General features: G+C 64.9%; 16 protein-coding genes. 5 read left to right on the top strand and 11 right to left on the bottom strand.

Annotation, left to right across the window (positions count from 1 at the left end; translation table 11 throughout):
• Positions 1 to 110: 110 nt before the first annotated feature.
• From E3T35_RS04445 to galT, 3 genes are all read right to left on the bottom strand, one after another.
• Positions 111 to 1,136, bottom strand: coding sequence for a LacI family DNA-binding transcriptional regulator (locus E3T35_RS04445; RefSeq protein WP_134378068.1), 1,026 nt, complete (start codon positions 1,134 to 1,136; stop codon positions 111 to 113).
• 133 nt (positions 1,137 to 1,269) lie between these two features.
• Positions 1,270 to 2,430: a galactokinase gene (galK, locus tag E3T35_RS04440; RefSeq protein ID WP_134377972.1), complete on the bottom strand. Its 1,161-nt coding sequence runs from the start codon at positions 2,428 to 2,430 to the stop codon at positions 1,270 to 1,272.
• Positions 2,423 to 3,628 (bottom strand): galactose-1-phosphate uridylyltransferase, encoded by a 1,206-nt coding sequence (gene galT, locus E3T35_RS04435; protein WP_134377971.1) that lies wholly within the window; start codon positions 3,626 to 3,628, stop codon positions 2,423 to 2,425. The genes galK and galT overlap by 8 nt, the downstream gene beginning before the upstream one ends.
• Before the next feature lie 86 nt (positions 3,629 to 3,714).
• On the opposite strand from galT, the gene E3T35_RS04430 reads away from it, so the two are divergent.
• Positions 3,715 to 4,581: a DeoR/GlpR family DNA-binding transcription regulator gene (locus E3T35_RS04430; RefSeq protein ID WP_134377970.1), complete on the top strand. Its 867-nt coding sequence runs from the start codon at positions 3,715 to 3,717 to the stop codon at positions 4,579 to 4,581.
• Positions 4,582 to 4,739: 158 nt separating this feature from the next.
• Positions 4,740 to 5,558, top strand: a complete 819-nt coding sequence (locus tag E3T35_RS04425) for a shikimate 5-dehydrogenase (protein WP_134377969.1) — start codon at positions 4,740 to 4,742, stop codon at positions 5,556 to 5,558.
• Positions 5,559 to 5,606: 48 nt separating this feature from the next.
• Here E3T35_RS04425 and E3T35_RS04420 read toward each other — a convergent pair whose 3' ends face one another.
• Both E3T35_RS04420 and E3T35_RS04415 read right to left on the bottom strand, forming a co-directional pair.
• The gene (locus E3T35_RS04420; RefSeq protein WP_134377968.1) at positions 5,607 to 6,746 is read right to left on the bottom strand and encodes a cystathionine gamma-synthase; all 1,140 of its coding nucleotides are present in this window, start codon (positions 6,744 to 6,746) and stop codon (positions 5,607 to 5,609) included.
• 20 nt (positions 6,747 to 6,766) lie between these two features.
• The gene (locus E3T35_RS04415) at positions 6,767 to 8,131 is read right to left on the bottom strand and encodes a cystathionine beta-synthase (RefSeq protein ID WP_134377967.1); all 1,365 of its coding nucleotides are present in this window, start codon (positions 8,129 to 8,131) and stop codon (positions 6,767 to 6,769) included.
• 270 nt (positions 8,132 to 8,401) lie between these two features.
• Between E3T35_RS04415 and E3T35_RS04410 the strand changes: the two genes are divergently transcribed.
• Positions 8,402 to 9,082, top strand: a complete 681-nt coding sequence (locus E3T35_RS04410) for a DUF3105 domain-containing protein (RefSeq protein ID WP_134377966.1) — start codon at positions 8,402 to 8,404, stop codon at positions 9,080 to 9,082.
• Between the two features lie 13 nt (positions 9,083 to 9,095).
• Complete coding sequence (locus E3T35_RS04405; RefSeq protein WP_241988728.1) at positions 9,096 to 9,800, top strand: DUF305 domain-containing protein; 705 nt, start codon at positions 9,096 to 9,098, stop codon at positions 9,798 to 9,800.
• A 94-nt stretch (positions 9,801 to 9,894) separates the two neighbouring features.
• Here the strand turns inward: E3T35_RS04405 and E3T35_RS04400 are convergent, their stop codons facing one another.
• The 4 genes from E3T35_RS04400 to E3T35_RS04385 all read right to left on the bottom strand — a co-directional run bounded on the left by E3T35_RS04400 (position 9,895) and on the right by E3T35_RS04385 (position 15,471).
• A complete protein-coding gene (locus E3T35_RS04400; RefSeq protein ID WP_370449137.1) occupies positions 9,895 to 11,802 on the bottom strand; it encodes an ABC transporter ATP-binding protein in 1,908 nt (635 codons plus the stop codon).
• Between the two features lie 91 nt (positions 11,803 to 11,893).
• Positions 11,894 to 12,868 carry a carbohydrate ABC transporter permease gene (locus E3T35_RS04395; RefSeq protein ID WP_092340405.1) on the bottom strand — a complete coding sequence of 325 codons (975 nt, stop codon included), beginning with the start codon at positions 12,866 to 12,868 and terminating at the stop codon, positions 11,894 to 11,896.
• A complete protein-coding gene (locus E3T35_RS04390; RefSeq protein WP_134377965.1) occupies positions 12,865 to 13,998 on the bottom strand; it encodes a carbohydrate ABC transporter permease in 1,134 nt (377 codons plus the stop codon). The genes E3T35_RS04395 and E3T35_RS04390 overlap by 4 nt, the downstream gene beginning before the upstream one ends.
• 153 nt (positions 13,999 to 14,151) lie before the next feature.
• The gene (locus E3T35_RS04385) at positions 14,152 to 15,471 is read right to left on the bottom strand and encodes an ABC transporter substrate-binding protein (protein ID WP_134377964.1); all 1,320 of its coding nucleotides are present in this window, start codon (positions 15,469 to 15,471) and stop codon (positions 14,152 to 14,154) included.
• A gap of 324 nt (positions 15,472 to 15,795) precedes the next feature.
• Between E3T35_RS04385 and E3T35_RS04380 the strand changes: the two genes are divergently transcribed.
• A complete protein-coding gene (locus tag E3T35_RS04380) occupies positions 15,796 to 16,878 on the top strand; it encodes a LacI family DNA-binding transcriptional regulator (protein WP_134377963.1) in 1,083 nt (360 codons plus the stop codon).
• Positions 16,879 to 16,911: 33 nt separating this feature from the next.
• Here the strand turns inward: E3T35_RS04380 and E3T35_RS04375 are convergent, their stop codons facing one another.
• Both E3T35_RS04375 and E3T35_RS04370 read right to left on the bottom strand, forming a co-directional pair.
• Positions 16,912 to 17,772, bottom strand: coding sequence for a carbohydrate ABC transporter permease (locus E3T35_RS04375; RefSeq protein WP_276326798.1), 861 nt, complete (start codon positions 17,770 to 17,772; stop codon positions 16,912 to 16,914).
• 17 nt (positions 17,773 to 17,789) lie between these two features.
• Positions 17,790 to 19,151: an ABC transporter permease subunit gene (locus tag E3T35_RS04370; RefSeq protein ID WP_134378066.1), complete on the bottom strand. Its 1,362-nt coding sequence runs from the start codon at positions 19,149 to 19,151 to the stop codon at positions 17,790 to 17,792.
• Between the last annotated feature and the right edge of the window lie 12 nt (positions 19,152 to 19,163).

Below are 19,163 nucleotides of genomic sequence, written 5' to 3'. Positions count from 1 at the left end.
TGATGAGTTCACTTTGGCCCAGACTCGATTCGCCTGTCAATACCCTTTTATCTCGTTTGGATAACGACGCCGAAACGAGGCTGGTTAGCGCAGGGAAGTCCGACTGGCCGCTACCACGCGGGCGGGGCCGTAGACGACCGCACCACGAGCTCGGGGATGAGCGGGCTCGACGAAGCTTCGTTCGCGCCACCGGTGATGTTGGCCAGGAGCAGGGCGATGCAGCGACGTCCGAGCTCGGCGAAGTCCTGGCGCACGGTGGTCAGTGGCGGCCAGAAGTGTGCAGCCTCAGGAATGTCGTCGAATCCAACGATGCTGACGTCGCGCGGAATATCGAGCCCGGCGTCGCGGATGGCGTGCATGAGCCCGAGCGCCATCTGGTCGTTGGACGAGAAAATTGCAGTGAAATCGCGCACCCGGAGCAGCTCGCGCCCGGCATGGTATCCGAAGCCGGCGGTCCAGTCGCCCAGGATTGGCGCGGTAGTTGGGACGTCATTCGCCCCCATTTCCTCGAGGAATCCGCGCATGCGCGCCTCAGCCTCGATCCAGTCCTGCGGTCCAGCGAGGTGATAGATGTTGCGGTGTCCGAGGTCGATGAGATGTCGAGTGGCGAGGCGGGCGCCAGCTATCTGGTCAACAGAGAGGGCGTGCTTGTCTGCAACACCGGTGGACTGCAGCGTCACATACGGCACGGCGATGGACAGCTTTTCGATGGCTTCAATGACCCGTACCTGGGGTGCGATGACGACGATGCCCTCCACCGACTGGTCCATCAGGTGGTCAACGGCAGCCTGGATCGACGAGGGTTCCCCCCGAGAGATATTGGCTGTGTTCACGAAATATCCAGCCTCCCTGGCAGCATCCTGGATCGCCGCAATACTGCTCGCCGGACCGTATTCCGCGCTCATTGCCGACAGCACGCCGATCGTGCGGGACTGCCCCTTGACCAGAGCCCGTGCGGCGCTGTTCGGTCGGTATTGCAGGTCGTCGATGACCTGCTGAACGCGCAGTTTGGTCGATTCCCGGATGCTGGGGTGGGCGTTGAGTACGCGCGACACAGTCTGGTGCGAGACCCCGGCTAGGCGTGCCACGTCGCGAATGCTCGGGGCGCGTCCCGTGGGCAGGTTCTCGGACACCATCACCCCCGTTGGAATGTGCACGGTCACAATTGCGACCCACCCTATTATGCCCCGGCGCACGACAGATGTGACAGTCACATGCTGGCCAGCTGGCGGCCGACGTCTCTATCCGGAAGGTGGCTCGATCCGCCAGCTACTCCACTTTGTGCGCTCCATCCGCTGCCCGAACCACGAACATGACCGGGGCGACGTAGCCCCGCGCGGTGAACGCGGCGCCGACCGCGGCTTCGATGACGGGGCGCAGTCCGCTGGGAATGAGCGCGATCGCGGCCCCGCCAAACCCGCCGCCGGTCATTCGGGCGCCGATCGCACCGGCCGCGCGCGCGGTCTCCACGGCGAGGTCGAGTTCGGGAACCGAGATTTCAAAGTCGTCCCGCATCGACAGGTGCGAGGCATCCAGCAACGCACCGATCGCGGTCGGCCCCTGCTCACGGAGCGTCTGCACTGTTTCCAGAACGCGCTGATTCTCGGTCACGATGTGACGCACCCGGCGAAAGGTCTCGTCATCGAGCAACTCGGCCGCCCTGGCGAGGTCACTGACCCCCAAATCACGAAGGGCCGGCACGCCCATCAGTCGCGCGCCCAGCTCGCAGGATGCTCGGCGTGAGGCATAGCCGCCGGTTGAGTGGGCGTGGCTCACCTGGCTGTCGATGATCAGCAGGTCGAGACCGGCCGGGTCACAACCCAACGGAATGACCTCGGCGTGCAGACTCCGACAGTCCAAAAACACGACGGCGTCGACGCGGCCGAGCAGCGACGCAGACTGGTCCATGATGCCCGTGGGTGCGCCAACTACCTGGTTTTCGGCGAACTGCCCGGCCAGTGCGAGGGTGCGCAGCTCGAGACCGAGCTGCCAGAGGTCATTCAGGGCAACCGCCACGGCACACTCGATCGCGGCGGACGATGACAGGCCGGCACCGACCGGTACGTCGGAGACGATGTACGCGTCGAAGCCGGTCACCGCGCCGAGATCGGCGCCGAATTGCCCGAGCGCCCAGGCGATGCCGAGCGGGTACGCCGACCAGTCGGCCAGATTCTCCGGGATGAGGTCGTCCAGTCCAAGCTCGACGGTCCGTTCAGCGAAGGAACTCGCGACTCGCATCAGCCGGTCGTCGCGCGGAGCGAGAGCAACAATCGTGCGCCGGTCGATCGCAAGAGGCAGCACGAATCCCTCGTTGTAGTCGGTGTGCTCGCCGATCAGGTTGACCCGACCGGGGGCCGACCAGAGTCCATCAGGCGCACGCCCGAACCGGGCTGCAAATCCTGCTCTCGCACTGCTGCACAGGTTAGTCATGGTGGGGCTTCTCCGGGGTCGCTGTGCGGGCGGGCGGAGTAGCGGCAGCGGATGCCGCGGCATCCGCTGCGTCGGCCCGCTCGATCGCCTCGCGAATCGTCATCGCGGCCTGTTCGGGGGTGACGTCGCCGATCCAGGCCCCCATCGCGGCTTCCGACCCGGCGAGGTACTTGAGCTTGTCCTCGGCTCGACGCGGGCTCGTCACCTGCAGCATCAGTCGAATCTCCGAGCGTCGGACGTGCACGGGCGCCTGGTGCCAGGCCCCGATGTACGGGGTCGGCGTCGAGTAGATGGCGTCGATTCCACGCAGGAGGCGCCGGTAGAGCACCGCCAGTTCGTCGCGCTCTGCGAGGGTGGTGGCGGCGAAGTCAGGCACGTGCCGGTTCGGGAGCATATGCACTTCGATCGGCCAACGAGCCGCGAAGGGAACAAAAGCAGTCCAATACGCCCCCTGCAGAACGACACGGTCACCGGCCTGCTCAAGAGTCAGGATATCCGCGAACAACGTCGGCCCATAGACGTCGAGCGACTCGATCAGCTGCCGCGTGCGCGGGGTCACGTAGGGATATGCATAGATCTGGCCGTGCGGATGCCGTAGCGTCACGCCGATCGCCTCGCCGCGATTCTCGAACGGAAAGACCTGCTCGATGCCGGGCAGGCTCGACAGTGCATACGTGCGCTCAGCCCACGCCTCAATCACCGTGCGAGCACGAGTGGCCGAGAGGCTCGCGAACGATCCCTCGTTTTCCGGGCTGAAGCAGACGACCTCACAGCGTCCAACGGACGTGCGGGTGCGCCCCAGACCGATCGTGGCGAGATCCGCGAGACCGGCCGGGGCGTCGGCATCCGTTAGTAGCGGGCCGAAAGACGGGGTCTTGTTCTCGAAGACTGCCACGTCATAGTTGCTCGGCACCTCGGACGGATTGTCCGGGGTTGACGGTGCCAGCGGATCAAGGTGCGCCGGCGGCAGGAACACCCGGTTTTGCCGGGCGGCAGCGATCGACACCCATTCCGCGCTCAGTGGGTCCTGCCGCATGCTGGCAGTGGCGGGGCGCTGATCAAGTTCGCGCACATCGGCGGCCCGATCCGGCGACAGCGTGGTGTCAGGATCGTCGAAGTAGAAGAGGTCTCGACCGTCGGCCAGGGTGTGCTGCTGTCGAGCGATGCCGGCGTCGGCGATGAAGTCTGCGTGTCTCATGGCAGTTTCTACAGTATCTGATTTTACTTTCCGAAACCAGAGACTTTCGAATTGAAAGAAATGACGAAGTAAGTAAAGATGGAGGCATGGCTTCCCTCGACCCCTTGCAGAGCCCGACGACCGCACCGTCGACGTCACCCGACCGCGACGGGCTACCGGGGCCCGTCAGGCGCGAGCAGATCCACAGGCTCATCGACGAACGCGGTTTCGTGCAGGTTCGCGAATTGCGGGAGACCTTTGGCGTGTCCGGTGTCACGGCCAGAGCGGATCTCGATGCGCTCGAAACTGCAGGAGCGGTCCAACGCGTACACGGCGGGGCAGTGCTCGCCCGAGGCTCTTCCGGGCAGCCAATGATCGAGTCCTCCTTCGAACAGGCGCTCGCTTCGTCCGTCATACCCAAACAACAAATTGGCTCGCTCGCGGCCGGCCTCGTCTCAACCGGGCAGAGCGTCATCCTCGACGTTGGCTCGACCACCCTCGCGATCGCCCGTGCCCTCGTGGCCCGCCAAGAATTGACCGACGTAGTGATTATCACGAACGGGCTGAGCATCGCACTCGAGCTGGAGCCAGCCATCCCCCGCTTCACCGTGATCGTGACCGGCGGTTCCTTGCGCCCGCGTCAGCACTCGCTCGTGGAACCACTCGCCTCCTCCGTGCTCAGCCAGGTACACGCCGACCTAGCCTTCATCGGCTGCAACGGTGTAGATGCCGAGCACGGCGTCACGAACATCAACCTGCCCGAGGCGGGCACCAAGAAGCTCATGCTCGCGGCGACGACCCGCTCCATCATCGTGGCCGACGCGTCCAAGCTCGGCCAGGTACACCTCGGCCAGGTCGGGCCACTTCGTTCCTTTGACACCCTGATCACGGATACCGCGGCGGACAGCGCTGCGCTCGCGCCTTTTCGTGAGGCCGGCCTCGCCGTGTTGCAACCGCAACACACACCTTCCTGACGTGGCTGCGCCCAGCGGGGAGTTTTCTCACGGGGCCGGCTTCTGCTGACGCCCGCCCTATAAGTAGTCCCTGAAGCCTGGCGGACAGGCCGTTGGATTGTTGCGACCGGGCAAGGACACCGATCCGGCGCGGTCCGCAAACAGGTCACACTGGAGTCATGCCAATTCTGAACAAGGACATGACCCTATGCATCTCGCTGTCGGCCCGGCCGAGTAACCTGGGCACCCGGTTTCACAACTACCTCTATGAGGAGCTGGGCCTGAACTTCATCTACAAGGCCTTCGCTCCAACCAACCTGGCCGATGCTATCGCTGGTGTGCGGGGGCTCGGCATTCGGGGCTGTGCGGTGTCGATGCCCTACAAGGAAGACGTCATCGCCCTCGTCGACGACATGGATGCCTCGGCGTCAGCCATCGACTCGGTCAACACCATCGTGAACGATGGCGGCCACCTGACCGCATACAACACCGACTATTCCGCCGTGCAGCGGCTGCTGGCCGAGCACGAGGTGCCGCGCGAATACTCCGTCATTCTGCGCGGAAGCGGCGGCATGGCGAAGGCCGTCGCAGCGGCATTGCACGATGCCGGCTTCGACCGGGGAACCATCGTGGCGCGTAACGAGGTCACCGGCCGCGCCCTAGCCGCGCTGTACAGCTATGAGTGGGCATCCGAGGTGGGCGTGCTCACCGCCGACCTGATCGTCAATGTGACGCCGGTCGGCATGGCCGGCGGCGCCGACGCCGATCACACGTCCTTCCCAGCCGCCGCGATCGACGCAGCGAGCGTGGTCTTCGACGTGGTGGCCTCCCCCGCTGAAACGCCACTCATCGTGGGGGCGCGAAAGCTCGGCAAACCGGTCATCACCGGCGCCGAGGTGGTGGCGTTGCAGGCCGAGGAGCAGTTTTACCTGTACACCGGCATCCGCCCCACCCCCGACCAGGTGCGTCGAGCCTCCGCCTTCTCCCGCCAACCCTGACCCCCGTTTTCGGGACGGGCCCGGGCCCCGTCCCAAAAGCAGGCGGGGTCAGGCGCGCGGCAGGGCGGCCTCGAGGTCGGCGATGAGGTCGGCGACGTCCTCGATGCCGACCGAGAGGCGCACGATGTTGTCGGGCACCTCCAGCTCGGTGCCGCGCACCGAGGCGTGCGTCATTTCCGAGGGATAGTTCACGAGGGACTCAACGCCGCCGAGCGATTCGGCCAGCTGGAACAGGTGCATCGACTCGGCGAATAGGCGCGCGGCTGCCGCGCCACCGACGAACGCAACGGAAATCATGCCGCCGAAGCCGGACATCTGCTTCTTGGCCAGCTCGTGACCGGGGTGGCCGGGCAGTCCCGGGTAATAGACGGCAGCGATCGCGGGGTGGCCGTCGAGGTATTCGGCGATGGCCTGGGCGTTCTTGCAGTGCCGTTCCATGCGCACCGAGAGCGTCTTGATGCCGCGCACGGTGAGCCAGGAGTCCAGCGGTGCTGAGACGGGGCCGGCCGCGAACTGCAGAAACTGGGCTTTCGCGTAGAGCTCGTCGTCGTTGATGATGAGGGCGCCGCCGAGCACGTCGGAGTGACCGCCGAGATATTTCGTGGTCGAGTGCACCACCACGTCAGCGCCGAATTCAAGCGGATGCTGCAGCGCCGGTGACGCAAAGGTGTTGTCGACGATCGCGACCACGCCGTGTCGATGCGCGATCTCGGCGAGCGCCGCAATGTCGCTGATCTTCATGAGCGGGTTGCTCGGGGTCTCCACCCAGAGGATCTTCGTTTCGGGGCGGATGGCCGCCTCGACCGCCGCGAGGTCGCTCATCTCGACGGTGGTGTTGAGCACCCCCCAGGCACCGTGCACCTTGCTGATGAGGCGGTGGGTTCCGCCGTAGACGTCATTGCCGAGCACCACGTGGTCGCCAGGTGCCAGGATGGCACGCAGGATGGTGTCTTCGGCGGCGAGTCCGCTGGCAAAGGACAGTCCGTGCTTGCCGCCTTCCAGCGCTGCGAGGAGCGATTCGAGCACGGTGCGCGTGGGGTTGCCGCCGCGGCTGTACTCGTAGCCGCCGCGCAGGTTGCCGATGCCGTCCTGCACGTAGGTGGAGGTCTGGTAGATCGGCGGAATGACGGCGCCGGTGGTCGGGTCGAATTCCTGACCGGCGTGGATGGCGATCGTGTCGAAGTTCATGATTGCTCCCTCTGTAGAAATTAGACGCTCAGGTAGCTGAGCAGGTCGTGCCGGGTGATGACGCCGAGCGGCTTGCCGCCGTCGGTGACGAGCAGCGCATCGTGCTCGGCGAAGGCGGCGCGCGCGGCGGCGACCGGCTCGTTGACGCCGATCAGCGGCAGCGCGTCGCCGACGATGGAGCCAACCCGATCGGTGAGTTTCGCGTCGCCGGAGAAGACCAGGCCCATCAGGGCGCGTTCGTCGACCGCTCCGAGTACCTCGCCCATCACGACGGGCGGCTTGGCGCTCAGCACGAGCAGCTGCGACACACCCTGGCTGGTCATGGTTTCGATCGCATCGTGCACGGTGTCGCTCGGGTGCACATAGACCAGGTCCGGCAGCCTCCCGGTCTTCGATTCGAGCAAATTCGCGACGGTGTGACCGGCGGGGGCGTTGCTGAAACCGTAGCTGCGCATCCACCCGTCGTTGAAGATTTTGCCGAGGTAGCCGCGACCGCCGTCGGGCAGCAGCACCACGATGGTGTCGCCTTGGCCGAGCTTCTCGGCGGCGCGTAGGGCGGCCACGACGGCCATTCCGCTTGAACCGCCGACGAGGATTCCCTCTTCGAGGGCGAGCCTGCGGGTCATGGCGAAGGAGTCGGCGTCGGAGACGGCGATCACCTCGTGCACGACCGTGGGGTCGTAGGCGCCCGGCCAGAAGTCTTCACCGACACCCTCGACCAGGTAGGGGCGGCCGGTGCCGCCGGAGTAAACCGAGCCCTCAGGGTCGGCGCCGATGATGCGTACGGCGTCATTCGACACCTCGCGCAGGTAGCGACCGGTTCCGGTGATGGTGCCGCCGGTGCCGACGCCGGCGACGAAGTGGGTGACCGTGCCGTCGGTGTCACGCCAGATCTCAGGGCCGGTCGTCTCGTAGTGACTGAGCGGGCCGTTCGGGTTGAAGTACTGATTGGGCTTGAACGCGCCCGGAATATCCCGGGCCAGCCGGTCGGAGACGCTGTAGTACGACTCGGGGTCTTCAGGGGCAACGGATGTCGGCGTCACCACGATCTCGGCGCCGTACGCCGTGAGCACGTTGCGTTTGTCCTCGCCGACCTTATCGGGCAGCACGAACACGCACTTGTAGCCGCGCTGCTGAGCCACCAGGGCCAGGCCTACGCCGGTGTTGCCCGAGGTGGGTTCGACGATCGTGCCGCCGGGTTTCAGAAGGCCCTCGCGCTCGGCGGCGTCGATGATGCGCACAGCGATGCGGTCTTTGGCCGAGCCGCCCGGGTTCAGGTATTCGAGTTTCACGAGCACCGTCGCGGTCAGTCCGGCGGTGACCTTGTGGAGTTTAACCAACGGGGTGTCACCGATGAGGTCAAGGACGGTGTCTGCGATTTTCATGGGGAATTCCTTTGGTCAAGCAGCAGGGTCGAGCCGCGCGCGTTCAAACAGGCGCGGCATCAGGGTTGCACACCGAACGGCGGCCGAACGGGTTCGTGGAGGGTCGGCTAGCGACAGCAACAACACGGCGAATGAACGGACACCCACCCAGTCTATCGGGCGCCGAGAGCCGCCGACCAGCCTGAGAAAGAACTGTGAGAGCGGCATCGGGGGAAGCCACAGGGGCGACTGTTACGTTCGAATGGAAGTAGCTCCAACAGAGAGGCCCTCGTGACCCCCCAGCCCGGTTCCCCCGTCAACCAAGCGTCGCTCAAGCAGGAACGCGCCGCAAAGCGCACGAAAAAGCTGGAGGAGTATCACCGCCAGCAAAAGCGCGGCAAGCGTAACCGTCTGATTGGCATCGTCGGCGGCGCGGTGGCCGTGGTCGCGATCATCGCACTCATCGTCACTGCCTTCGTGCTCACCCCGAAGGCCGCCAACTATGCGGGCGGCGGCGCGGGGGACGCGTCGACGATCGACGGCGTCGAGACGTTCAGCAACACGGCCAGCCACGTCGAGACCGCCGTCACCTACGAGCAGACGCCGCCGGCTGGCGGCGAGCACAACCTGGCCTGGCTCAACTGCGGAGTCTACGAGCAGGCCGTTCCCAACGAGAACGCCGTGCACTCACTCGAGCACGGCGCCATTTGGGTCACCTACGACCCGTCGATCTCCGATGCCGAGCTCGCCACGCTGAAGGCCGAACTGCCCTCGACCTACGTCGTGCTCTCTCCCTTCGAAGGAATTCCGGCACCGATCGTGCTCAGCGGCTGGAACGCACAGCTTCAGGTGGACAGCGCCGGCGACCCCCGCATCGGCGAGTTCTTCACCGAATTCTGGAAGAGCGTCAACGTGCCCGAAAACACCGCACCGTGCACGGGCGCGATCGACGCCCCCGGCAAGGTCTCCTAGAACGCACGACCCCGTGACCGCTGACAATCCGCCGTCCGCCAGCACAGCGGATGTTCATCCCTCACGCCGGCGTCGCACACTTTTCATGGTCGTCACGGTGGTCGTCACAGCGCTCGTCGTGGGCGCCGCAGCCTTCTCGGCGGGGCGGCTCAGCACAATCGCGGACGCCACGCCGGACACGACGAGCGCCGAGGCGGGCTTCGCCCGGGACATGCAGGTGCATCACGACCAGGGCGTCGAACTCGCCCTGATCATTCGCGATCGCACCGAGGATGCACCGGTGCGGCTGCTGGCCTACGACATCGCCACGACGCAGGCCAAGCAGAGTGGGCAGATGGCCGGGTGGCTCGCTGTCTGGGGCCTGCCGCAGTTCTCCCCCGAACCCTCGATGACCTGGATGACACGGCCGACCCTGGCTGGGGAGTCGCACGACGGATCCCATACTGCTGGATCCGACGCCGCGCACGTGGCGGGAGAACCGATGCCGGGGCTGGCGACGCCGGCGCAGATTGCGGCGCTCACCGCGGCATCCGGTGTGGAAGCGGAGCGACAGTTTCTGGTCATCATGATCGCCCACCACCGTGGTGCCATCGAGATGGCCGACGCGGTGCTCGACCGAAACACCAACGCGACGGTGCGGGCGTTTGCGACCGCCGTGGTCCTGAGCCAGAAGTCCGAGATCGACCTGATGACCGGCATGCTCGCCGACCGTTCGTAGCCTGTCCGCTGGGCATTTTCGCGCCGGGCCCACCTTATGGCCACGGGCCCAGTTTATAAACTGGGCCAGTGGACGGGGCCCGGGCCCCGTCCGGTTAGAGGACGGGGCTCGACGTGATTTGGCGGGCGTAGAGGGAGGCGTAGACCGCGCCTTGGGCCAGGAGTTCGGCGTGGGTGCCGCGCTCCACGATTCGGCCGGCATCGACGACGAAGATCACGTCGGCATCGACGATGGTCGACAGGCGGTGGGCGATCGCGATGGTCGTGCGGCCGTGGCTGGCCGTGTCGAGGGCAGCCTGCACCACGCTCTCGGAGATGGAGTCGAGCGCGCTCGTGGCCTCGTCGAGGATGAGCACGGGCGGGTCCTTCAGCAGCACCCGGGCAATAGCGATGCGCTGTTTCTCACCGCCGGAGAGTCGATAGCCGCGCTCCCCCACCATGGTGTCGTACTTCTCGGGGAACGAGTCGATCGTGTCGTGGATGTTCGCGGCACGCGCGGCCGCGACCAGCTCGGCATCCGTCGCCTCCGGCTTGGCGTAGCGCAGGTTCTCGGCGATCGTCGCGTGGAACAGGTAGGTCTCCTGGCTCACGATGCCGATGTGCGAGACGAGCGATTGCTGCTGCAGGTCGCGCACGTCGAGGCCGGAGAACAGCACCCGGCCGGCCGACACCTCATAGAAGCGCGGAATCAGGTAGGACACCGTGGTCTTGCCGGCGCCGGACGGTCCGACGAAGGCGGCGAACTGCCCCGGCTCGATCGTGAGGGACACGTCGTCGAGGGTCGGGCGGGCGTCACGACCGGCATCCGGATAGTTGAAGCGCACCCGGTCGAACTCGACCCGCCCGCGCTCAGAACCGACAGACGGCACCAGCGCTGCATCCGGCTTGTCGCTGATCGCCGGCTTCAGGTCGAGGTATTCAAAGATGCGCGCGAACAGCGCCGACGAGGTCTGCAGGTCGAGCGCAACGCGCATCAGGCCGAGTAGCGGAAAAATGAGCCGAGCCTGCACTGTGGTGAACGCCACGATCGTGCCCGGCGTGACGTCCGTCGTGCCGTTGAACATGAGGGCACCGGCCACAAGGTACACGATCGCCGGAATCGCCGACAGGAACACGCTCACCGTGGCGAAGAACCACTGGCCGCTCATCTGCTGGCTCACCTGCAGCCGCACCTGGTTGCGGTTCTCTTCGGCATACCGATCGATCTCGTTCTGCTGCCGGGTGAAACTTTTCGACAGTAGAATGCCCGACACGCTCAGGGTCTCCTGCGTGATGGCGGTCATGTCCGACAGCGATTCCTGCGTCTTGCCGGCGATGCGCGCGCGCACCTGGCCGACGCGGCGCTGGGCGAATACCAGAATCGGCATGAGCACGACGGCCACGATGGTCAGCTGCCAGTTGAGCAGCAGCATCGCCACGAAGGCCGCGATAACCGTGACCGTGTTACCCAGGATGCTGGAAATTGTGTTGGTCAGTACCGTCGCGACACCGCCGACGTCGTTCTGCAGCCGAGACTGAATCACGCCGGTCTTGGTCTTCGTGAAGAAGCTCAGCTCCATCGCCTGCAGGTGCGTGAACAGCCGCACGCGCAGGGCGCCCATGACCTTGTTGCCGACGCTCGCGGTGAGCCAGGTCTGCCAGACGCCAAGCAGCGCATTGACCAGAAAAACACCGAGCATGAGGGCCACGAGAACCCCGAGCACCGACAGGTTGGGGGGGCCGGCGGGCGGAAACAGCCCGTCGTCGAAGGCGCGCTGCGTGAGCAACGGCGGCACGACCGACAGCGCGGCACTGACCAGAACCAGCACGACGGTGACGATGAGCGTGCTGCGGTGCGGGGCGAACAGTGCGCCGATTCGAGCGAGCAGGTGCGGGATGCGCGGGGCGAGCGCGTTCTCTGCGCGCTGCGCCGCAGCATCCGCTCCGCTGACCCGTTTGCGCGGGCGTTCGACGCCCGCCTGCTGCCGCGGGCCGTGGCCAGGGGCGCCGTGCATTCCACTCATGCATTCACTCTAAACGTCGCCGCTGACCCGGCAGAACGGATGCCCGTGGTCGGGCCGGCCACGAGCATCCGTTCTCTCGAAAATCCGCCTGCTAACCCTTCGTAGAACCGGCGAGCAGGCCGCGCACGAAGAAGCGTTGCAGCGAGAAGAACACGATCAGCGGCACCAGAATCGAGAGGAACGCGCCGGCCGTGAGCAGATGCCAGTCCTGCCCGCGGGCACCGGAGAGTTCGGCGAGCAGCTTGGTCATGGGAGCGACCGCGCCGTCGGCGAAGATCAGCGCCACCAGGAGGTCGTTCCAGACCCAGAGAAACTGGAAGATGGCGATCGACGCGATGGCGGGCATGGTCAGCGGCAACACGATGCGAAAGAAGATCTGCCCGTGGCCGGCGCCGTCAACCCTGGCCGCTTCAATGACCTCGCTCGGTATCTCCGAGACGAAGTTGTGCAGCAGGTAGATGGCCAGGGGAAGAGCGAACATGGTGTGCGCGATCCATACCTGCGAATAGCCACTGCCGGGGTTGAGTGCCGCGACGACCGGGAAGCCAAAAACAGTGCCGCCGGAGAAGAATTGCAGCAGCGGCACGAGGGCCATCTGAATCGGCACGATCTGCAACGCAAAAACACCAATGAACATGGCATTCTTGCCCCGAAAGTCAATCCAGGCGAAGGCGTAGGCGGCGAGGCTGGCAATCATCAACGGGATGAGCGTGGCCGGCAGGGTGATCGCGATCGAGTTAATGAATGCCCCGGCCAGGTTCAGCTGGCTGTTGCCCGCGGCCAGAGCCGTCGTGTAGTTGTCGAAGGTGACCCCGGTGTTGGTGAAAATGGTCCACCAACCGGTGGTGCGCACCTGCTGCGCCGGCCGGAAGGACGACACCAGCAGGCCCAGGGTGGGGATCGACCACAGCACCGCGATGATGAGCGCCCCAATGGTCGCTCCGCGGCTGGTCAGCCGTTTCTTGGTGTTGCGGGCGATGGGCGACTCCATCCGGCGAACGCCGCGTCGGAGTCGCCGTGTGGTCTGGGCGTCCACGGGAAGTCTTACGGGCATGACGGAGCTCATCGGATTTCCCTCTGCTTCTTGATCTGGCGGGCGTTGTAGACGACGATCGGCAGTACCAGCAGGAACAGCACCAGGGCGAAGGCGGCTGAGCGGCCCTGCTCGAAATTCTTGAACTGGGTGTACATTTCGTTGGCGACGACGCTGGTCTCGTTGGACCCGGCGGTGGTGGTGCGCACAATGTCGAAGACCTTGAGCGACACGATGGAGATAGTCGTCAGAACGACCACGAGGGCGCTGCGGATGCCGGGGACGGTCACGTTCACGAACTGCTCCCAGGCGTTGGTGCCGTCGAGTTCGGCCGCCTCCATCTGCTCGGTCGGCACACCCTTGATGGCGGCTGAGAGCACGACCATGGCGAATCCGGTCTGCACCCAGATGAGGATCACGATCAAAAACAGGGTATTGAACGGGGAGACGGAGAGAAAGTCCACCGGCTGGCCGCCGAACAGAACGACGAGCTGGTTGAGCAGGCCGATCTGGTCCTGGTCGGCTGGCCGAGCGGTGTAAACGAACCGCCAGATAATGGATGCTCCCACCAGCGAAATAGCCATCGGCATGAAGACCAGAATCTTGAAGTATTTCTCACCGCGACTCTTGTCGATGAACACCGCGTAGGCCAGGCCGGCGATGGTGGAGATGGTCGGAACGATGAGCACCCAGACGATGGTGTTGAGCACGATGCGCACGTTCTCGGGCTGGGTGAAGATCCAGGCGAAGTTGTCGAGGCCCACGAACCGGTCTCCGCGCGCGCTCATGAAGGCCTGCACCGTGGTTTGAATGGTGGGGATGACCAGGCCGATCGCGAGCAGGAGCACGGCCGGGGCGAGAAAGCCGACGAGCTGAAACAGGTAGCCAGCACCCTTGCGCGCGCGGTAGTCGGTGTAGAAGAAGCCGAGGCCGAGCACACCGGCGCCGATGATCGCCCAGGTATACGAGTTGGCAATGAGCAGGATCAGCAATGGTGCGAGCACGCAGACGGCGAGGCGGATGATCGTGTACAGGCGGCCGGAGCGTGGGGCAATCTCGACGAAGAAGAGGATGGCGCCGACCACGACGCCGAAAGCCAGGATGACGATGGGGACTTGCGCCAGTGCGGGTAACTGCGCCAACCAGGAGAAGAAAGCGGACATCTGAAACCTTTCGAGTACGACAGTGGACCCTGGTGTTCGCCCGAGAGGCGGTGAAAAACGTATCGATAACGTACACCGGTAGCGCACGGTGTACCGCCCGTTTCGTGAGTCGGGCGGCACACCGTGGTTATGCCTGGGTACAGACGACTTTCACTAGTTGCTCGGCCAGCCCGCTTCGATGCTCGTGAGCACTTCGTCGGTCGGCGTGCCGTTGATCCAGGCGACCATGCCCTTCCAGAAGGTTCCCGATCCCACAGCACCCGGCATCAGGTCGGAGCCGTCGAAGCGGAACGTGGTGTCCGGGTCCTGGAGGATCTTGATGGCTTGCTGCAGGATGGGGCTCGATGCACTCGCGGGGTCGAGGCCCGTGTTGGCGCTGATCACGCCACCGAGCTTGACCCGGCTGTTGGCCCAGTCCGCGCTGGAGAGGTACTCGAGTACCTTCTGGGTGTCGGCGTCATCGGAGAAGGCTCCGACGATCTCGCCACCACCGACCACCGCTTTGCCGCCGGCTTCGACTGAGGGCGTAACGAAAGCCCAGACGTCGGCGTCCGGGCCGACCGTTCCGCCGGCATCCGTGATGAAACCGTCGAAGAAGGAGGCCTGGTGGGTCAGGGCGCAGGTGCCGTCGGAGATCGGGGTGGCAACATCACCGAACGGGGTGCTGTTGATCGACTTGACGTCACCGAATCCGGCGTTCACGTAGTCCGGGTTGAGCAGGATCTGTCCGAGGGAATCGAAAGCACTCTTGATGGCAGGATCGGTGAAGGGGATCTCGTTGGCCACCCATTTGTCGTAGGTGTCAGCGCCGGCCTGGCGCAACACCAGGTCTTCAATCCAGTCAGTGCCGGGCCAGCCGGTCGCGTCGCCGGAGCCGAAGCCCGCGCACCAGGGCGCCTTGCCGGTCTTCTCCTGAATGGTCTTGGTGAGAGCGAGCAGTTCGTCCCAGGTAGTGGGAACGTCAACGCCCCACTCCTTGAACTTCGCCGGCGAATACCAGACGAAGCCCTTGACGCTCGCCATGAGCGGAGCCCCATAGAGGGTGCCGTCGGACGTGCCGTACGCCTTCCAGTCGGCCGACCAGTTCTTGTCGACGTTGGCCGCAACCGCGTCGGGTGCCGCCTTGAGGAAGTTGCGCGAGGCGAGGTCCTTCATAAGCCCGGGCTGCGGGAAGATTGCGATGTCGGGAGCGTTACCACCCTGCGCGCGAATGGAGATCTGCGATTCGAATTCCTTCGACGATTCGTATTGAATGTCGATCTTATTGTCTTTCTCCCACCCGGCCCAGGACTCTTCGAGCAGCTGGGCTTCTTTGTCGGCGATCGTGCCGTAGACGGTGACGACGCCGTCGCCCTTAGCTCCCGACGTGGAGGCTGTAGTACCGGGACCGCCGGAACAACCGGCCAGGGCTAGACCAGCAATCGCCGCCATGGCGATCGGTGCTGTAAATCGACGGTGCAGGGAAGGCCGCATTTTGTTTCTCCTCATTGAGTGGTGCCGGGTCGTGTGGTGCCGGGTCGTGTGGTGCTAAACGGTGGTGAACTCGGTGGATCAGCTACCCGTAACGTTCCCGTAGCCACAGATCGGGAACCGGTTCCAGACCATAAAGTACGTCACCCGTTTGGGGATAGCAAGCCCGCAAATGTAACGGAATGGCAAAGATATCGAAGCCTCCGTCACCGGGTACGAGATTCTAATGACGAATTGACCACAAAATCAAGAGGCTTCATGGAACCGGTTCCATGTTGCTCCAGAGCAGGCTAGTCTGAACGCATAGTCCCCAAGGATGGAGGCCCCATGAGTGCAATCGGCGATGTCGCGCGCCTCGCCGGCGTGGCCAAAGCCACGGCCAGCCGAGCGCTCAGCGGCCGGGGTTACGTGTCGACCGAGACCCGCGCCAAGGTCGTTGCGGCCGCGCAGGAGATTGGTTACGTCGCTTCACCCAACGCGGCCAGCCTGGTAACCGGCCGCACTCAAAGCGTCGGCGTGATCATCCCCTTCATCAGCCGGTGGTTCTTCGGCGAGGTGCTCGAAAGCGTGGAGCAGGCTCTGCTCGACCAGGGCTACGACATGACGTTGTACAACCTGCCGCCCGAGTCCCTCGAGCGCGACCGAGTATTCGACTTCTTTCTGGCCCGCAAGCGCTTCGATGGCATCATCTCGGTCGGCGTCGCCCTCAGCGAGCACGAGGTTGAGCACCTGCACCGGCTCGGCCGGCCGCTGGTCGGCATCGGCGGGCCGATCCGCGGCACCACCACGATCGAGATCGACGACGTTGCGGCTGCCCGTCTGGCCACCGAACACCTGCTCAGCCTGGGCCACCGTGACATCGTGCACGTGGGCGGCAGCCAGGTCGATGAGATGGACTTTCACGTGCACAGCAATCGCCTGCGCGGATTCCAGGCGGCGATGATGGCCGCCGGGCTATCGGTGAGCGGATGCTTCTACTCGGCCGAGTTCACCATGCCGGGCGGCTACGAGCGCGGCCTGGCCATTCTCGGCGATCCGCGCCGTCGCCCCACCGCGATCTTCGCGGCGAGTGACGAGATTGCCTTCGGGCTCATTCTGGCGGCGCGCGAGTTGGGCATCCGGGTGCCCACCGAGCTCAGCGTCATCGGGATCGACGGCCACCCGTATGCCGAGATGTTCCGCCTGACCACCCTCGCGCAGCATCCGCGCGCCCAGGGTGGACTCGCCGTGCGCACCCTCCTCGCCGAACTCGCCACCAAGGACGGCACGAAACTCCATACCCGCCGAGAGAGCACAGCCCCCGACCAGACTGACACCGACGGTACGAGCGACTCCATCGTTCTGGCGACCAACCTGGTCATTCGATCCAGCACGAGCGCGCCGCGGGCCAGGGTGACGCACGGGTCCTAGGCCGGGCGGCGGCATCCGCCCGGCGGTGGAGTATTACTTTTGCGAGCCGGCCAGAAGGGCCTGCACGAAGAAGCGCTGGAACGCGAAGAACACTATGAGCGGCACGATCATCGATAGAAAGGCTCCGGCCGACAGCACGTCGATGTTCGATCCGAACTGGCGCAATTGACTCTGAATCGCCACGGTCAGAGGTTGCGATCCGGAGTCAGTGAAAATGAGGGCTACGAGCATGTCGTTCCAGGTCCACAGAAACTGGAAGATGGCCAGCGAGGCGATAGCCGGGCCGCCGAGCGGCAGAATGACCTGCACGAAGATTCGCCAGTCACTCGCACCGTCGATGCGAGCGGCTTCGAGCAGTTCGGCCGGAATCTGGGTGAAGAAGTTGCGCAACAGAAAAATGGCGAACGGCAGCCCGAAGGCCACGTGGAACAGGATCACGCCAAAGATAGAACCGAAAATTCCCAGGGTTCCGAACATGCGGGCCAACGGAATCAGCGCGACCTGCAGGGGCACGGCGAGCAGCACGATCACCACGATGAGCAGCCAGTCCCGGCCCGGAAACGTGAGCCAGGCGAAAGCGTAGCCGGCCAGGGCACCGAAGATGACCACGAAGATCGTCGTGGGAACGGCGATCAAAATGGTGTTCCAGAACGACCCGGTGATGGTCGGGTTGGCGAGCAGGTTCGCGTAGTTCTCAATGGTCAGCTGCGCCGGGGTGGTGAATATTGTCCACCAGCCGCTCGACGCGCTGTCGCCGACCGTGCGCAGGCTCGACAGGAACAGGCCGAGGGTCGGCACCAGCCAGAAAATCGCGACGATCACGAGAACAGCGTTGACCACGCCCTTGTCGACGAAGCCGAGGATAGTGCGGGCGAGGGTTTTTTTGCCGCGCACGTGCGTTGCGGCGCCGCTCACGATTTTCTCTCCTGACGGAACTTGCGCACGTTGATGATCATCGAGGGCAGCACGAGGATCAGCAGCAGAATGGCCAGAGCGCTGCCGAGGCCCTGATTACTGCCGCCGCCAAACGACACGGTCCACATCTCCACCGCGATCACGTTCGCCGCGGGCTTCGAGGCGCCGGGCGGAATCACGTAGACCAGGTCGAAGATCTTCAGCACGTTGATGATGAGGGTGACGAACACGACGATCAGCACCGGAGACAACAGGGGCGCCGTGATGCGGGAGAACACCTTCCACTCGTTGGCGCCGTCCATCCGGGCGGCTTCCTGCAGGGAGCGGTCGATCGCGCTCAGACCGGAGGCGATCATGACCATGGCGAAGCCGGCCCAGATCCAGATATAGGAGAGGATGATCACGGCGGTGATCAGGCCCGAGCTCAGCCACGACACCCCCTGGTAGCCCTCGTCGAAGTTCGACGCCGGCAGGGCGATGCGGTAGGTCTCGGTGCCGAGGCCGGCGAGAACGTAGCGACCGGCGGCATCCGTTTCGGTCGTGGCGGCGATCGTACCGGAGGCGTCGACCGCGTCGACACGGATGCCGGGGAGCCCCGTTTTGCCGTCGTCTATCTGCCCGTTCGTACCACCGCCGCCGATGACCACGTCGAGCCAGACCGTGCCGGTGATCTGGTCGGCAGACGCGGTGTCGGCGCTCTCGGCCTGCGCGGCACTGGCCGGAACGTTGTCGGCGCGCACGCCGACGAGGGGGAAGTTCACCTCGGTGCCGGCCCCAACGGCGGCTTCGCTCGCGATGACACCGCCGTCGTTGATCAGACCGACGTCGGTGCGCGGATTCGCTCCCGGATAGGCCGCGTCACCGCCGCCGAACGCGCTGTTCACAGCCACAACGGCCGCGTTCACAACCCCGAGGTTCGGGCTCTCCTGGAACATGCCGCGAAAGATGACGCCCGCGGCGAGCATCGAGATGGCCATGGGCATGAAGATGATGAGCTTGAACGCCGTTGACCACTTGATTTTTTCGAGCAGTACCGCGAACAACAGGCCGAGCACGGTGCAGGCGACCGGGGCCACGAGTACCCAGATGACGTTGTTGCGAATCGCCGTGAAGGTTGAGTCGTTCGTGAACATGGTGACGTAGTTGTCCCAGCCCACGAACGCCCCGCCGTCGGCGCTGAAGAACGAGCGCACCACCGTGTACAGAATGGGGTAGAGCACCAGCCCGGCCAGCAGCACGAGCGCCGGCGCGAGAAAACCGAGGGCGATCAGGAACATGCGTCGGCGGCTCGCACCCATCCGGGGACGGCGACTCCCGGATGGTGCGTTACGGCGTGCGGGTACGGCCTTGGAACTCATGGTGCTGGTCAC

The organism is Cryobacterium sp. TMT1-2-2, from assembly GCF_004403505.1.
Taxonomy (GTDB): domain Bacteria; phylum Actinomycetota; class Actinomycetes; order Actinomycetales; family Microbacteriaceae; genus Cryobacterium; species Cryobacterium flavum.
This window is presented reverse-complemented; position numbering and strand designations above follow the sequence as displayed.

Coding starts and splice junctions, on each gene's coding strand:
- E3T35_RS04445 (WP_134378068.1), bottom strand. CDS start 1,136: ATGGTGTCCGAGAACCTGCCCACGGGACGCGCCCCGAGCATTCGCGAC.
- galK (WP_134377972.1), bottom strand. CDS start 2,430: ATGACTAACCTGTGCAGCAGTGCGAGAGCAGGATTTGCAGCCCGGTTC.
- galT (WP_134377971.1), bottom strand. CDS start 3,628: ATGAGACACGCAGACTTCATCGCCGACGCCGGCATCGCTCGACAGCAG.
- E3T35_RS04430 (WP_134377970.1), top strand. CDS start 3,715: ATGGCTTCCCTCGACCCCTTGCAGAGCCCGACGACCGCACCGTCGACG.
- E3T35_RS04425 (WP_134377969.1), top strand. CDS start 4,740: ATGCCAATTCTGAACAAGGACATGACCCTATGCATCTCGCTGTCGGCC.
- E3T35_RS04420 (WP_134377968.1), bottom strand. CDS start 6,746: ATGAACTTCGACACGATCGCCATCCACGCCGGTCAGGAATTCGACCCG.
- E3T35_RS04415 (WP_134377967.1), bottom strand. CDS start 8,131: ATGAAAATCGCAGACACCGTCCTTGACCTCATCGGTGACACCCCGTTG.
- E3T35_RS04400 (WP_370449137.1), bottom strand. CDS start 11,802: ATGAGTGGAATGCACGGCGCCCCTGGCCACGGCCCGCGGCAGCAGGCG.
- E3T35_RS04395 (WP_092340405.1), bottom strand. CDS start 12,868: ATGAGCTCCGTCATGCCCGTAAGACTTCCCGTGGACGCCCAGACCACA.
- E3T35_RS04390 (WP_134377965.1), bottom strand. CDS start 13,998: ATGTCCGCTTTCTTCTCCTGGTTGGCGCAGTTACCCGCACTGGCGCAA.
- E3T35_RS04385 (WP_134377964.1), bottom strand. CDS start 15,471: ATGCGGCCTTCCCTGCACCGTCGATTTACAGCACCGATCGCCATGGCG.
- E3T35_RS04380 (WP_134377963.1), top strand. CDS start 15,796: ATGAGTGCAATCGGCGATGTCGCGCGCCTCGCCGGCGTGGCCAAAGCC.
- E3T35_RS04370 (WP_134378066.1), bottom strand. CDS start 19,151: ATGAGTTCCAAGGCCGTACCCGCACGCCGTAACGCACCATCCGGGAGT.